Here is a 13443-nt window from a genome sequence, read left to right as displayed (position 1 = left end):
TCATATGGTAGCCATAGACAGTCGTATAGTATCAACCCCATGACCGATCCCCTGACCGTTCGCCTCGCGGCGACCGTGCACGCCGCGAGGACGTCGCGAGGCCTCTCCTCCGCCGCTTTGGCCGAGAATTCCGGGGTGTCCCGGGCGATGATCGGGAAGATCGAACGGGGTGACGTCCAGCCGACGGCCGCGTTGCTGGCGAAGCTGTCGGCCGCGCTGGGGCTGACGTTGTCGGAGCTGATCGCGCGCGCCGAGGGTGACGAGCGGCGGGTGGTGCGGGCGGCGGAGCAGCCGGTGTGGGTGGATCCGGACAGCGGGTACCGGCGGCGGTCGCTCTCCCCCGCGTCCGGGCGGCCGCTGGAGCTGGTGGAGATCGAGCTGCCGCCGGGTGCCGAGGTGCCGTTGCTGGCGAGCACGTTCCTGCACCAGCAGATCTGGGTGCTGGACGGGCGGCTGCGGCTGCGCGAGGGTACCGAGGTGCACGAGCTGAACGTCGGGGACTGCCTGGTGCTGGGGTCGGCGCGGGACCGGGTGTTCGCGAACCCGGGGTCGCTCCCCTGCCGGTATCTGGTGGCGCTGGTCCCCCGGGCCACCTGACCAGGTGATCCCGGGTGCCGTCGGGGCGCGGGGCCGTTAGCTTCGCGCGATGCGGCGTCTGCGGAGGGTCTGGGTCCAGGGTGCGGAGTTCCTGCTGGTGCTGCTGGGCCTGGGGTGGCTGATCGCGCCGAACACCGGGCTGGACGTGGTGTTCCTGCTGGCGTGGGACGTGTTCGCGCTGGTGGCGATCGTGTCGCGGTGGGTGCGGATCCGGCGGTACCGGCTGGTTGAGGACGAGGCCGAGCCGTCGTGGCTGCACGGTCTTCTGGGGCGCCGGTGGAACTTCGCGGCGACGCTGGTGGTGAGCGTGGTCGGGATGACGGCGGGCGGGTTGATCCTGGTGGCGAACACGATCGCCGAAGAGGACGACGAGATGGCGTTCGTGCTGCAGATCAGCGGGGTGCCGGCGGTGCTGGCGGCGTGGATCCTGCTGCACTTCGGTTATGCGGACCGGTACGCGCACCTGCACTACCAGGCCGCTCCGGGGCCTGGGCTGCGGTTCCCGGCGACCGAGCGGCCGAACCTGCTGGACTTCGCGTATTTCGCGTTCACGGTGGGGACGTCGTTCGCGACGTCCGATGTGGAGGTCCGGGCGCGGCCGATCCGGTACACGGTGCTGACGCACAGCGTGCTGTCGTTCGTCTACAACACGGCGATCCTGGGTATCGCGGTGGGCGTGATCACCGGTAAATGATGGTGCGGTGGACCGGGTACTGGTGCTGGGGCGTGGTGGTGCCGGGAAGTCGACGTTCGCGCGGCGGCTCGGTGAGGTGATCGGGGCGCCGGTGGTGGAGCTGGACGCGGTGTTCTGGGCGTCCGGGCTCGACGGGTTGTCGCGGGCGGAGTGGGCGGCGCGGCAGCGGGAGCTGGTGGCGGGTCCGCGGTGGGTGCTGGAGGGCGACCTGGGGCCGTACGACGTGCTGGAGGTCCGGCTCGCGGTGGCGGACACGGTGGTGCTGCTGAACTTCTCGCTGGTGCGGTGCGTGTGGCGGGCGGTGCGGCGGGGCCGGGAGCGGGCGGATTTCTGGTGGTGGGTGCTGGGTTACCGGCGGCGGTCGCTGCCCGGGCTGCGGCGCGCGCTGGCGGTGTCCGGTGTGGACGTCGTGGAGCTGCGCTCCCCCGCGGCCGCCGAGCGGTTCCTCAGGAGCGCAGGTTGAGGGCCGCGACGGCGTGGTCGGTCCAGGCGGCGAGGAAGCGGCCGGGTTCGAGGTCGCCGGGGGTGTGTCCGATGAGGACGTCGAGGATCGGGTAGTAAGTCAGGGCCGCGACGAGCACGGCGGCGGTGGCTTCGGGGTCGGTGACGTCGGCTCTCCCCTGGTCCCGCAGGGTGGTGATCCAGGCGGTGCCGCGGGTGTAGACGGTGGCGACGACGCCTTGCCACATGCGCTCGAACAGCTCGGGGAAGCCGGTGAACTCGCGGATCATCAGGCGGACGAGGTCGCGGTCGGCGGCCATGAACGCCCAGACGACGTCGGCGAGCACGCGCAGGGCTTCGCGGGGGTCGTCCGGGAGCTGCGCGTCGGCGGTTTCGGCGGTGCGGGCGGTGAGGCGTTCGAGGTTGTCGTGGACGGCGGCTTCGAGGAGTGCGGCCTTCGAGGGGAAGTGCTTGTAGAGCGCGCCGGAGCCGGGGTTGAGGCCGCAGGCGGTCTGGATGTCGGCCACGGAGGTCGCGTCGTAGCCGCGGGTGGCGAAGAGGTGGACGGCCTCGTCGAGGATGCGGCGGCGGGTGACGCCGGGGGTTGTTCGAGCCATAGTGAGAAACTACTCTCTTTCTATGGTGGAAGTGACCGTGGAAGAGTTCGTGTCGTGCTCGCCGGAGGCCTTCCTCGCGCTGGTCATGGACCCGCGGCGGTCGACCGCAAGCTGGGCCGGATCGACTGGGTCCGCAACGAGGGGGACGTCACCGAGTTCCGGTTCCGTTCGGTGCTACCCGGACTGGGGCCGGGCCCGAAGATCGTGTCCCGGATGACGTTGATCCCCGGCGAGCGGGTCGACGTCCGGCTCCCCGGCCGGCGAGAGAACCGGGTGTCGACGTTCGAGGCGTCTTTCTCCTGCTTGCCGGCGGACGGCGGGATCCGGGTGACGCGGCGGATCGCGTTCGAGTTCGCCGCTCCCTTGCGATGGCCGCTCGAGCCGATCCTGCGGCCGACGTCGAGGACGAGGTGCGGGGCGCGAAGCGGCTGCTGGAGCGTTGACTGAAGTAGTGAATCGGTGCTTCACTTCTTGACGTGCCCTACCGCCGCACCCCGAAGGTGCAGGAACGCCTCGACGCGCAGCGCGAGACGATCGTCGCCGCCGCGACCCAGCAGCTGGCCGAGCACGGTTACGGCGGGTGCTCCGTCGCCGCGGTCGCCGAGCGGGCCGGGGTGGCCGTCGGCAGTGTGTACCGCCACTTCCCCACCAAGGCCGACCTGGTCGTGCACGTGTTCCGGCAGGTCGTGACGCGGGAGGTCGAGGCGGTCCGGGCGGCGTCGGCGGGGCTCGGGGATCCTGCCGAGCGGGTCCTGGCCGTGTTCGAGACGTTCGCCCAGCGTGCGCTCAAAGCGCCCCGACAGGCTTACGCGCTGCTCGCCGAGCCGGTCGACGCGCTCATCGACGCCGAGCGGCTCGTGTTCCGCCGCGCGTTCACCGACGTCGTCGCCGAGCACGTCGCGGCCGGCGTCCGGGACGGCGTGCTGCCGCCGCAGGACGGCCGGCTCACCGCCGCCGCGCTGGTCGGGGCCGCCGCCGAGGTCCTGATCGGCCCGTTGACCAGTGGAAACGAACAGGACGTCGCCGCGCTGCGCAGGTTCGTCCTTCGCGCTCTAGGAGGTTCCGATGCCCGCCACGCATGAGGTGCTCAACCAGGTCCCGCCGCTGAACGGCCACGACGTCGCCGACGATCCGGCGCTGCTCGACGGGCTCGAGCGCGCCGGAGCCGGATGGGCCGCGGCCGAGGTGCACGAGTTGGGGCGCCTCGCCGGGACCGAGCTGGCCCAGGACTGGGGCCGGCTGGTCAACGAGAACGAGCCGGTGCTGCGCACGCACGACCGTTACGGCCACCGGATCGACGAGGTGGAGTTCCACCCGCACTGGCACGACCTGATGACGGTCGCGGTGGAGCACGGGCTGCACGGGACGCCGTGGCGGGACCCGCGCGAGGGCGTCCACGCGGCGCGCGCGGCGAAGTTCTACGTCTGGGGACAGGTCGAGGCCGGGCACAGCTGCCCGATTTCGATGACCTACGCCGCGATCCCGGCACTGCGGGCGAACCCGGAGCTGGCGGCGCGGTACGAGCCGCTGCTGGCGGCGACCGAGTACGACTTCGGGCTGCGGGAGCCGACCACCAAGCGCGGGCTGATCGCGGGCATGTCGATGACCGAGAAGCAGGGCGGCTCCGACGTCCGCGCGAACACCACGACGGCGACGCCGTCCGCCGACGGCAGCTACACCCTGGTCGGGCACAAGTGGTTCACGTCCGCGCCGATGTCGGACATGTTCCTCACCCTGGCGCAGGCGCCGGGCGGGCTGTCGTGCTTCCTGCTCCCCCGCGTCCTGCCGGACGGCTCGCTCAACCCGATCCGGCTGCAGCGGCTGAAGGACAAGCTGGGCAACCGGTCGAACGCGTCGTCGGAGGTCGAGTACGACAACGCGGTCGGCTGGCTGGTCGGCGAGGAGGGCCGCGGGGTCCGCACGATCATCGAGATGGTCAACAACACCCGGCTGGACTGCGCGCTCGGCAGCGCGTCGGGCATGCGGCTGGGGGCGGTGCGCGCGGTGCACCACGCGACGCACCGGTGCGCCTTCGGCAAGGCACTGGTCGACCAGCCGCTGATGGCGAACGTGCTGGCCGACCTGGTGCTGGAGTCCGAAGCCGCGACGACGGTGGCGATGCGGCTCGCGGCCGCGGGCGACCGGCCCGGTGACCCGCAGGAGCAGGCGTTCCGGCGGCTCGGGCTGGCCGTGACGAAGTACTGGGTGTGCAAGCGGGCGCCGTCGCACGCGGCGGAGGCGCTGGAGTGCTTCGGCGGCAACGGTTACGTCGAGGAGTCGGGGATGCCGCGGCTCTACTGCGAGGCGCCGCTGACGTCGATCTGGGAGGGCTCGGGCAACGTCGCGGCGCTGGACGCGCTGCGCGCCATGGGCCGGCAGCCGGAGTCGGTGGCGGCGTTCTTCGAGGAGGTCGAGCAGGCGGCCGGCGGCGACGCGCGGCTGGACGACGCGGTCGACCGGGTACGCAAGGAGCTGACCGACCTGGACGGCATCGAGTACCGCGCGCGGCGGCTGGTGGAGTCGCTGGCCCTGGTGCTGCAGGGTTCGCTGCTGGTGCGCCACGGCCACCCGGCGGTCGCGGACGCCTTCTGCGCCTCCCGCTTCGGCGGCGACTGGGGCATCGCGTTCGGCACCCTGCCGTCGGGAGTCGACACGGGCGCGATCATCGAGCGCGCCTCGGTGCGCTAGCGGCGGCCTGCCGCGCGGCCCTGGTGCGGCCCCTCGGCGGACGAGCCCGTTCGAGCGCGCAATGGCCGCGCGTTGACGGCGGCCTGCCGTGCGCCCCAGGTGCGGCCCCTCGGCGGGTGAGCCCATTCGGGCGCGGCGCCGCCCACTTGACGGCCGCGCGTTGATGGCGGCTACCCATGCGCCCCTGGCGCGGACCTCCGGCGAGGCTTTGGCGGGCGAGCGCACCGCTGTCCGCTCAGGCATCTTCCGGCCGGCTGCAGCGCGCTCGTCGACAGCGGCGGTGCGTCAGCGGCCGAGGGCGTCGAGGGCCGCGGTGACCGCCGCGGCCTTCAGGTCGTCTACGGGTGCGTCGGGGAACTGCATGCAGACGTCCTGCAGGCCGCCGAGGGCGAGGATTGCGCGGGCGGCCTGTTCGAGGGTGGGTTCGGGACCGCTGATCAGCAGGGTGAGGCGGGTGCGCCAGCCGAGGGCCGTGTCGATGAGCCCGAGGTCGGCGAGCGTCGGCATCTCGCTGAGCAGCATGAGCACGTCCGCGCGGTGGCGGTAGTTGAAGTCGAAGAACCCCTCGATCAGCTCCCGCACCGGCGCGTCGCCGCGGGCTTCCTGCTCGAGCAGGAACTTCTCGCCGTCGTCGAGCAGTGGCTGGACGATGCTGCGCACCAGGTCCTCGCGGGACTGGAAGTGGTAGTAGAGCGCGGGCTTGGTGATGCCGAGGACGTCGGCGATGTCCTGGAGGCTGGTGCGCTGGACGCCCTGCTGGGTGAACAGGTCGCGCGCGGTGGCCAGGATGCGCTGCTTGGTGTCGGAGGGTTTCGGCACCGTCACAGCATAACTGACTTAACGATAGGTAAGGACTCGTGGTACAACTTACCTACCGTTAAGTCAGGGAGGTACTCATGCGGATACTCGTCCAGGGCGCCAGCATCGCGGGTCCGGTGCTGGCCTATTGGCTGACCCGGTACGGCTTCGACGTCACGGTCGTCGAGCGCGCGCCGGCGCTGCGCAAGACCGGCGGCCACGCCGTCGACCTCTTCCGCCCGGCCATGGACATCACCGAACGGATGGGCGTGCTCCCCCGCGTCGAGGCGCTCGCCACCGGCACCACGCGGATGACGCTGCACCGGGAAGGCGCGCGGCGGCCGACGCGCGTGGACCTGTCGAAGATCTTCCAGACCACCTCCGACCGGCACGTCGAGGTCATGCGCGACGACCTCAGCGAGATCTACTACGACGCCGGCCGCGACGACGTCGAGTACCTGTTCGGCGACTCGATCACGAGCATCTCCCCCGACGGTTCGGTGACCTTCGAGCACGCCGCGCCGCGGAAGTTCGACGTCGTCGTCGGGGCCGACGGGCTGCACTCGAACGTCCGCCGCCTGGTGTTCGGCGAGGAAGCCGGGCAGACCAGGTTCATCGGCGCCTACCTCGCGGTGCTGTCCCTGCCCGACACCCTCGGGCTCGACGGTCAGACGGTCGCCCACCTCGGCGCCGGGCGCACCGCGGCGATCTACAGCACCCGGCACATGGACGAGGCCCGCGCGGTGTTCCTCTTCCGCCGCGCCGAGCCGCTCGACTACCACCACCGCGACGTCGCCCGGCAGAAGCTACTGCTCCGGGAAGCGTTCTCCGGGATGCATCCGCAGGTCGACGGCTGGCTGGCCGAGCTGGACGGCGAGCGCACGTTCTACTTCGACTCGATCACCCAGCTGCAGCGCGACACCTGGTCGAAGGACCGCGTCACCCTGGTCGGCGACGCCGGGTACTGCCCGGGCCCGGCCGTCGGCGGCAGCACCAGCCTCGCGGTCCTCGGCGCGTACGTCCTCGCCGGCGAACTGGCGGCGGCGGGCGGTGACCACGCGCGCGCGTTCGCCGCGTACGAACGGGAGATGGGCGACCTGGTGCGGAAGAGCCGGGCCTTCGCGCTGGGTGCGGCACGCAGCCTGCTCCCGGGGTCCCGCGCCGGAGTCTGGGCCCTGGCCCGCGGCGGGCAGCTGATCTCGGCGTTGCCGGCCGGGATGACCCGGGCGATCGCGAAGCTCAACACCGGCGGCGTGCGCATGCACGACTCGATGCAGGTCAAGGACTACGCGGTCACGCCGGTGGGCTAGGGACGGGTCGCCGCGGCGCGTACCTGGCCTGGGCGCGCTGCAGCTTCCGCAGGTCGTAGAAGTACCCGGCCCAGAAGGAGTCCGGCTTCGCGAGCCGGATCGCGCCGAACCACCAGCACGGGTGGAACAGGTCGTGAGTGTTTAGGAGGGTTAGCACCCTTCTAAACACTCACGACACCGGCACCGAGGTTCAGCGATGCCGGTCGGCGGCCGCCTGGACCCGGTCCAGGTGCCGGGTCCACCAGGCGGCATCCCCGGCGGAGTCGTGGTCGCCGCCCGGGCGGCCGTCGATCAGCTCACGGACGATGTCCGCGTGCCCGGCGTGGTGCGCGGTCTCGTCGACGACGCGCACCAGCAGCGAACCGAACGTCGTCTGCCGGCGCTCCTCCGGCCACCACGCGACCGAGGCCGGCGCGTCCAGCGGCAGCTGCGCGATCGACTCGTCGGAGTGCTGCCACGCCCGGCGGTAGAGGGCGACCAGCTCCTCGCGGGTCTGCTCGGCCGTGGCCCACATGTCGGCGCTGTCCCAGACCGACTCGTCCTCGACCCACGGCAACAGCGGTGCCGGGCGGCCGACGCAGTCGCCGAGGTAGCCGAACTCGATCCCCGCCAGGTGCTTGACCAGGCCCAGCAGGTTGGTCGCCGTCGGTGTCATCGGGCGGCGGACGTCGTACTCGCTCAACCCGTCGAGCGTCGCGAGCAGGCTTTCTCGCGAGGCCTGGAGGTAGCGGTGCAGATCGGCGGAGAGGCTCATGCCGCGCACGCTAACGCCGGGCACCGACAAAAAGACCGGGCGGGCGCACGGGCCGGAGCCCGCGCGCCCGCACCCCCAGTGGCCCGGCGGAACCCGCCGTCACGGGACAGGAGACAGCGAGGTCCGCGCTGGATACCGGGAATTTCAGCCCAGCAGCAGACCCGGGTCGGTCTCCGGGGCGCCGGCGGGCCACCACACGCCGTCTTCGAGCCGGTACGGGTGCCACCGGCCGTGGTGGTCCAGGCGCAGCTGCGTCTCGCCGAGCGTGCAGTGGTTGCGCTCGAACACCGGCTCGACGTCGGCGAGGGCGGCCCGCGCGGCCGCCACCACCGGCTTCGGTGGCGTCCACGTCGTGTCGAGGACGTCGAGCCCGGCGCGGCCACCGTGCGTCCACGCCGCGACCGCCCGGTCGAACTCCGGACCTTCGCCCAGCCGCGCGGACGGGAACTGCGCGGCCAGCCGGACCGTGTCCTGACGCCGTCCCGGCCACGGCTCTCCCGCCAGCACAGCGGAAGCCTGCGCCGAGGCGTTGGCCACCAGCAGCGCGAACGCCTCGGCCGGCACCCCCGGCGCGGCCGGGATCGACGGCGTGCCCGACGGCCGGAACTCCGCCAGGTCGGGCAGCTCCCCCGGCGTCCGGTCGACGTCGGCGGAGAGGTCCGGGGCCGGCGCGGTCCGGCTCTCCAGCTCCTCCCGGATCTCGCGCTCGCCCCGGCCGCGCATCAGCAGCAGCACGAACGGGTCGGCGTCGAGCAGCCAGGACGCCTGGAACGACAACGCCGCCGCGTGCTTGCACGGCAGCTCCCAGCCCGGGCAGTCGCACTCCGGGTCCAGGTCGCCGATGACCGGCAGCAGGTGGACGCCGGCGTCGTCGGCCGCCGCCACCAGGTCCGGCGGCATGTCCCGGTCCAGCAGCGCCGCCAGGTGCCCGGCGCGCGACGCGACCCGGTCGAGGAACTGCACCCAGTCCTCTTCGGACAGTTCCGCCAGGCTCAGCTGGGTGCGGTACGGGCCGCCGTCGACGTCGTCCACGACCGCCGCGATCCGTCCCGGGCTCACGGTGATGGGCCCGACCAGCCCGGCCGCGGCGTACCGGCGCCCCTGCTTGAGCTGCCGCAGGTCCAGCGCGGTGTCCTCCATCGCGCTCACCCACGCCCGGCCCCACCACGACGTCGCGAACCGCCCGCGCGTCCCGGTCGCCCCGAACGCGGGAAAACCCCGCACACGGTCGTCACTCATCCGCGGCTCCTCAGTTCGACGAGCTCCGCGAGCTCGGTGTCGGACAGTTCGGTCAGCGCCGCCTCGCCGCCGGCCAGCACCGCGTCGGCCAGGGCCCGCTTCTCCCGCAGCATCGCCGCGATCCGGTCCTCGATCGTGCCTTCGGCGACGAGCCGGTGCACCTGCACCGGGCGGGTCTGCCCGATCCGGTACGCGCGGTCGGTCGCCTGGTCCTCGACGGCCGGGTTCCACCAGCGGTCGAAGTGCACGACGTGGTCCGCGCGGGTCAGGTTCAGCCCGGTGCCCGCCGCCTTGAGCGACAGGAGGAACACCGGCACCGCGCCGTCCTGGAACCGCTGCACCAGCTCCTCCCGGCGTGGCACCGGCGTGCCGCCGTGCAGCAGCTGCGTCCCGATCCCACGCTCGGCCAGGTGCCGCTCCAGCAACCGGGCCATCGCGACGTACTGGGTGAACACCAGCACCGCGCCGCCCTCGGCGAGGATCGTGTCCAGCAGCTCGTCGAGCAGCTCCAGCTTCCCGGACCGGCCACCCGGCTCCTTGAGGTACTGGGCCGGGTGGTTGCAGATCTGCTTCAACGCCGTCAGCAGCTTCACGATCCGCCCGCGCCGGGCCATCCCGTCGCTCGCGGCGATGTCGGCCATCATCTCCCGCACCACCGCCTCGTACAGCGCCACCTGCTCCGGGCTGAGCGCCACCGGCCGGTCCGTCTCGGTCTTGGCCGGCAGCTCCGGCGCGATGCCCGGGTCGGACTTGCGCCGCCGCAGCAGGAACGGCCGCAGCAACCGGGCCAGCCGTTCCGCCGTCGCCGGGTCACCCGCCTCGATCGGCTTCGCCCAGCGCGCCCGGAACTCGGTCAGCGACCCCAGCAGCCCCGGGGTCGTCCAGTCGAGGATCGCCCACAGCTCCGAGAGCGTGTTCTCCACCGGCGTGCCGGTCAGCGCCACCCGCGCCGACGCCGGCACCAGCCGCAACGCCTTCGCCGTGCCGGAGCGGTGGTTCTTGACGTGCTGCGCCTCGTCGGCGACCAGCAGCCCCCACTTGACGTCGGCCAGCGGCGCGGGATCGGCGCGCAGCGTGCCGTAGGTGGTCAGGACGAACCCGTCGACGTCGTCGAGGGACCGGGCCGCGCCGTGGAACCGCCGTACCGGAACGCCGGGGGCGAACCGCCGGATCTCACGTTCCCAGTTGCCCAGCAGGGAAGCCGGGCACACCACCAAGGTCGGCCCGGCCGCCCGGTGCAGGTGCAGCGCGATGAGCGTGACCGTCTTGCCCAGGCCCATGTCGTCGGCGAGACACCCGCCGAGCCCCAGCTCGGTGACCGTCGCCAGCCACTGCAGGCCCCGCAGCTGGTAGTCCCGCAGCGACGCGGCCAGCCCGGACGGCGGCACCTGCGGTTCCGGCGGTGCGGACAGCCGTTCCCGCAGGTCGGCCAGCCAGCCCTCGGTGACGACCTCGACGGGCTCGCCGTCGATCTCGGTGGTGCCGGTCAGCACGGCGCCGAGCGCGTCCACCGGGGTCAGCGGCTTGAGCGTCCGCTCGCGGGCCTTCGCCGCGAGAGCCGGGTCGACGAGCACCCAGCGGTCCCGCAGCCGCACCACCGGACGCCGTGCCTCGGCGAGCGCGTCCAGCTCCACCTCGGTCAGCACCTCGCCGCCGAGCGCGAGCTGCCAGTCGAACGCCAGCGCCCGCCCGCCGCCGAAGAACGAGGGCAGGTCACCCGGTGTGTCCCCGGCGACGACCACGGCACGGGCGCTCAGCGAACCGGCCAGCTCGGCGGGCCAGTGCACGTCGATCCCGGTCGCCGTCAGCCGCGGGGCCGCGGCCGTGACCAGCTCGGTCAGGTCGTCCCCGCCGAGCGCCAGCTCGTCCGGGACGGCCGAGGTGAGCAGTGGGCTCAGCGCCGGCCACACCTGCGCGCCCCGCCGCAACGCCAGCACGACGTCGATGCGGGCGCGCGGCCCGAACCGGCCGGTCTCCCACAGCTCCGCCGCGTCGGCGACCTGCCCGGGGTCGGCGAGGCTGCGCACCTGGACCACCGCCCGGTAGCGGACGGCGTCGAACCCGTCGGGTGCCTCGACCCGCAGCGACACGCGGATGCCGGAGTCGAGGCCCGCGGCCAGCTCGTCCGCCCAGTCGCAGACCGTGTCGGCCCGCTGGGGTGCGAGCGCGGCGAACAGCTTCGTCCCGGCGGCCTTCGCCGCGGCGGGGGTGCGGGGCAGCGTGTCGGCGACGGCGTCGAGGAACGCCCGCAGCAGCGGCCCCGGCGCCCGGTCGTCGACGGGCATCGCGGCGGCGAGGTCCCGCAGCCACGCGGCTTCCGCCGGTTCGAGCGGTCCGACGCGCCAGGCGTCGTGCCCGGCGTCGGTGACGCCCGGCAGCAGCCGTCCCGCGGCGACCAGCCGCAGCGCGGCCTTCGCCGACGTCGCCCAGAACACCGCGGACGGTTCGGTGTCCGTGGTGGCGAGCAGTTCGCGGAGACCGTCCGTAATGGACAGTGGCCGGTCGTCGAGCACCAGGTGTCCCGCCCGTGGCGGTTCTCCTGGCAGGAAATCGGCGTTCAGTTCCCCAGCCTCCCGTATCGGCGCACGGACAACGGCACGAACACCGCGAGCAGGACCAGCGGCCAGAGCACCGCCATCGGCACCGGGTGCGTGCTCACCCAGGACGTCCCCGCCGCGCCCGGGTTGCCGAACAGCACCCGCGCGGCCGTCACCGTCGAGGACAACGGGTTCCACTCGGCCACGGTTCCCAGCCACGCCGGCATGGTCGCCGTCGCGACGAACGCGCTGGAGAGGAACCCGAACGGGAACTCCAGCGTCTGCGCGAACGTCACCATCGACGGGTCCGTGGTCAGCAGGCCCAGGTAGATCCCGGCCCACACCAGCGCCGCCCGCAGCAGGAGCAGCAGCGCCACCGCGGCGAGCGTCTCGCCGAGGCTGCCGTGCGGGCGCCAGCCGACGGCGAACCCGCAGCCCAGCAGTACGGCCAGCGCGAGGACGGCGTTGACCAGGTCCGCGGCCACCCGGCCGGTGAGCACCGCCGACGGCGCCATCGGCAGCGACCGGAACCGGTCGGTGACGCCCTTGGCCGCGTCGTCGAGCACCGCGATCATCGTCCCCGACAGCCCGAACGCCATGGTCATGCCGAACATCCCCGGCATCAGGAACTCGCGGTAGGAGCCGCCGCCCGGCACGGTCATCCCGCCGCCGAGCAGGTAGGCGAAGATCAGCACCATCAGGATCGGGAACGCCACCACCGTGACCAGCCGGGCCGGCCGCCGGGCCAGGTGCGCGAGGTAGCGCTGGGTCAGCGTCCAGCCGTCCGTGATCGCCCAGGTCATCGCGCCACCCCCGTCAGCTCCAGGAACACTTCGTCGAGCGTCGGGTGCCGCAGGGCCACGTCGGCGAACGCCAGCTCGGTGGCCGCCAGCTCGCGCACGACGTCGGTCAGCATCGACGGCTTCGCCGGCGCGCTCACCTTCAGTTCGTCGGCGACCGGTTCGGTTCCGGTGACGCGGGCGAGCAACGCCGTCGCCGCGTCCACGACGTCCGGATCGGTCAGCACCAGCTCGATCCGGGTCGCCCCGAGCGAGCCCTTCAGCTCGGCCGGGCTGCCTTCGGCGATGACGCGTCCGTGCTCGACCAGCGAGATCCGGTCGGCCAGGCGGTCGGCTTCCTCCAGGTACTGGGTGGTGAGCAGGACGGTCGTGCCGTCGGCGACCAAGGACCGCACCGCCTTCCAGACCTCGAGGCGGCTGCGCGGGTCGAGCCCGGTCGTCGGCTCGTCGAGGAACAGCACCCGCGGTGCCGCGAGCAGCGACGCGGCCAGGTCCAGCCGTCGCCGCATGCCGCCGGAGTAGGCGGACACCGGCTTCGACCCGGTGTCGGCGAGGTCGAAGCGGTCCAGCAGGTCGTCGGCGCGGCGAGTGGCCTCACGACGGCCGAGGTGGTGCAGCCGGCCGAAGAGCACCAGGTTCTGCCGTCCGGACAGCAGTTCGTCGACCGCGGGCTGCTGGCCGACCAGCCCGATCGCCGAGCGGACCTTCGCCGGTTCGGTGGCGACGTCGAATCCGGCCACGCGCGAGACGCCGTCGTCGTGACGCAGGAGCGTGCTCAGTACGCGGACGGCGGTGGTCTTGCCCGCGCCGTTGGGTCCGAGCAGGCCGTGCAGGGTGCCGGCCGGGACCGCGAGATCGAACCCGTCGAGGGCGTACGCGTCGCCGTAGCGCTTGCGGAGTCCCTCGGCCTGGATCTGCAGAGTCATCTTCCCCCTTAACTCTGTACTGTGTACGAAGAAGAGGTTAGC

General features: G+C 72.8%; 15 protein-coding genes. 7 read left to right on the top strand and 8 right to left on the bottom strand.

All coding sequences use genetic code 11. The features are described from left to right. Window positions 1–39 precede the first annotated feature (39 nt). The 3 genes from VA596_RS16945 to VA596_RS16935 are packed head-to-tail and all read left to right on the top strand — an operon-like array spanning window position 40 to window position 1754. Window positions 40–597 (top strand): helix-turn-helix domain-containing protein, encoded by a 558-nt coding sequence (locus VA596_RS16945; RefSeq protein ID WP_323328172.1) that lies wholly within the window; start codon window positions 40–42, stop codon window positions 595–597. Between the two features lie 49 nt (window positions 598–646). Continuing rightward, on the top strand, window positions 647–1291 hold the full coding sequence (locus tag VA596_RS16940) for a DUF1345 domain-containing protein (RefSeq protein ID WP_323328169.1): 645 nt from the start codon (window positions 647–649) through the stop codon (window positions 1289–1291). Window positions 1292–1298: 7 nt separating this feature from the next. After that, window positions 1299–1754 carry a P-loop NTPase family protein gene (locus VA596_RS16935; protein WP_323328167.1) on the top strand — a complete coding sequence of 152 codons (456 nt, stop codon included), beginning with the start codon at window positions 1299–1301 and terminating at the stop codon, window positions 1752–1754. Here the strand turns inward: VA596_RS16935 and VA596_RS16930 are convergent. Continuing rightward, window positions 1738–2349 carry a TetR/AcrR family transcriptional regulator gene (locus VA596_RS16930; protein ID WP_323328165.1) on the bottom strand — a complete coding sequence of 204 codons (612 nt, stop codon included), beginning with the start codon at window positions 2347–2349 and terminating at the stop codon, window positions 1738–1740. The genes VA596_RS16935 and VA596_RS16930 overlap by 17 nt on opposite strands. A 54-nt stretch (window positions 2350–2403) precedes the next feature. Between VA596_RS16930 and VA596_RS16925 the strand changes: the two genes are divergently transcribed. Genes VA596_RS16925 through VA596_RS16915 form a run of 3 tightly spaced genes read left to right on the top strand, consistent with a single transcriptional unit; the run spans window position 2404 to window position 5037 of the window. Beyond that, complete coding sequence (locus tag VA596_RS16925) at window positions 2404–2796, top strand: hypothetical protein (RefSeq protein WP_323328162.1); 393 nt, start codon at window positions 2404–2406, stop codon at window positions 2794–2796. 29 nt (window positions 2797–2825) lie between these two features. Further along, complete coding sequence (locus VA596_RS16920) at window positions 2826–3431, top strand: TetR/AcrR family transcriptional regulator (protein WP_323328160.1); 606 nt, start codon at window positions 2826–2828, stop codon at window positions 3429–3431. Continuing rightward, window positions 3415–5037, top strand: coding sequence for an acyl-CoA dehydrogenase family protein (locus tag VA596_RS16915; RefSeq protein WP_323328158.1), 1623 nt, complete (start codon window positions 3415–3417; stop codon window positions 5035–5037). Before VA596_RS16920 ends, VA596_RS16915 begins: the two co-directional genes overlap by 17 nt. A gap of 285 nt (window positions 5038–5322) precedes the next feature. Here the strand turns inward: VA596_RS16915 and VA596_RS16910 are convergent, their stop codons facing one another. Next, complete coding sequence (locus tag VA596_RS16910; RefSeq protein ID WP_323328156.1) at window positions 5323–5856, bottom strand: TetR/AcrR family transcriptional regulator; 534 nt, start codon at window positions 5854–5856, stop codon at window positions 5323–5325. A 77-nt stretch (window positions 5857–5933) separates the two neighbouring features. On the opposite strand from VA596_RS16910, the gene VA596_RS16905 reads away from it, so the two are divergent. Beyond that, the gene (locus tag VA596_RS16905) at window positions 5934–7145 is read left to right on the top strand and encodes an FAD-dependent monooxygenase (protein WP_323328154.1); all 1212 of its coding nucleotides are present in this window, start codon (window positions 5934–5936) and stop codon (window positions 7143–7145) included. Here the strand turns inward: VA596_RS16905 and VA596_RS16900 are convergent. The 6 genes from VA596_RS16900 to VA596_RS16875 form a co-directional block, all read right to left on the bottom strand. After that, window positions 7129–7302, bottom strand: a complete 174-nt coding sequence (locus VA596_RS16900; RefSeq protein WP_323328152.1) for a hypothetical protein — start codon at window positions 7300–7302, stop codon at window positions 7129–7131. The two genes, VA596_RS16905 and VA596_RS16900, sit on opposite strands and share 17 nt — an antisense overlap. A gap of 33 nt (window positions 7303–7335) precedes the next feature. Beyond that, a complete protein-coding gene (locus tag VA596_RS16895) occupies window positions 7336–7899 on the bottom strand; it encodes a DinB family protein (protein ID WP_323328150.1) in 564 nt (187 codons plus the stop codon). A gap of 144 nt (window positions 7900–8043) precedes the next feature. Next, entirely contained in the window at window positions 8044–9138 is a 1095-nt protein-coding gene (locus VA596_RS16890; protein ID WP_323328148.1) for an SWIM zinc finger family protein, read from the bottom strand. Further along, complete coding sequence (locus VA596_RS16885) at window positions 9135–11651, bottom strand: DEAD/DEAH box helicase (RefSeq protein ID WP_323328146.1); 2517 nt, start codon at window positions 11649–11651, stop codon at window positions 9135–9137. The genes VA596_RS16890 and VA596_RS16885 overlap by 4 nt, the downstream gene beginning before the upstream one ends. Window positions 11652–11695: 44 nt before the next feature. Then, entirely contained in the window at window positions 11696–12478 is a 783-nt protein-coding gene (locus tag VA596_RS16880) for an ABC transporter permease (RefSeq protein WP_323328144.1), read from the bottom strand. Beyond that, a complete protein-coding gene (locus VA596_RS16875; protein WP_323328142.1) occupies window positions 12475–13401 on the bottom strand; it encodes an ATP-binding cassette domain-containing protein in 927 nt (308 codons plus the stop codon). The genes VA596_RS16880 and VA596_RS16875 overlap by 4 nt, the downstream gene beginning before the upstream one ends. Between the last annotated feature and the right edge of the window lie 42 nt (window positions 13402–13443).

Source organism: Amycolatopsis heterodermiae (assembly GCF_034929455.1).
Taxonomy (GTDB): domain Bacteria; phylum Actinomycetota; class Actinomycetes; order Mycobacteriales; family Pseudonocardiaceae; genus Amycolatopsis; species Amycolatopsis heterodermiae.
Note: the sequence above shows the minus strand (reverse complement) of the source record. Positions and strands in the feature narration are given on the sequence as shown.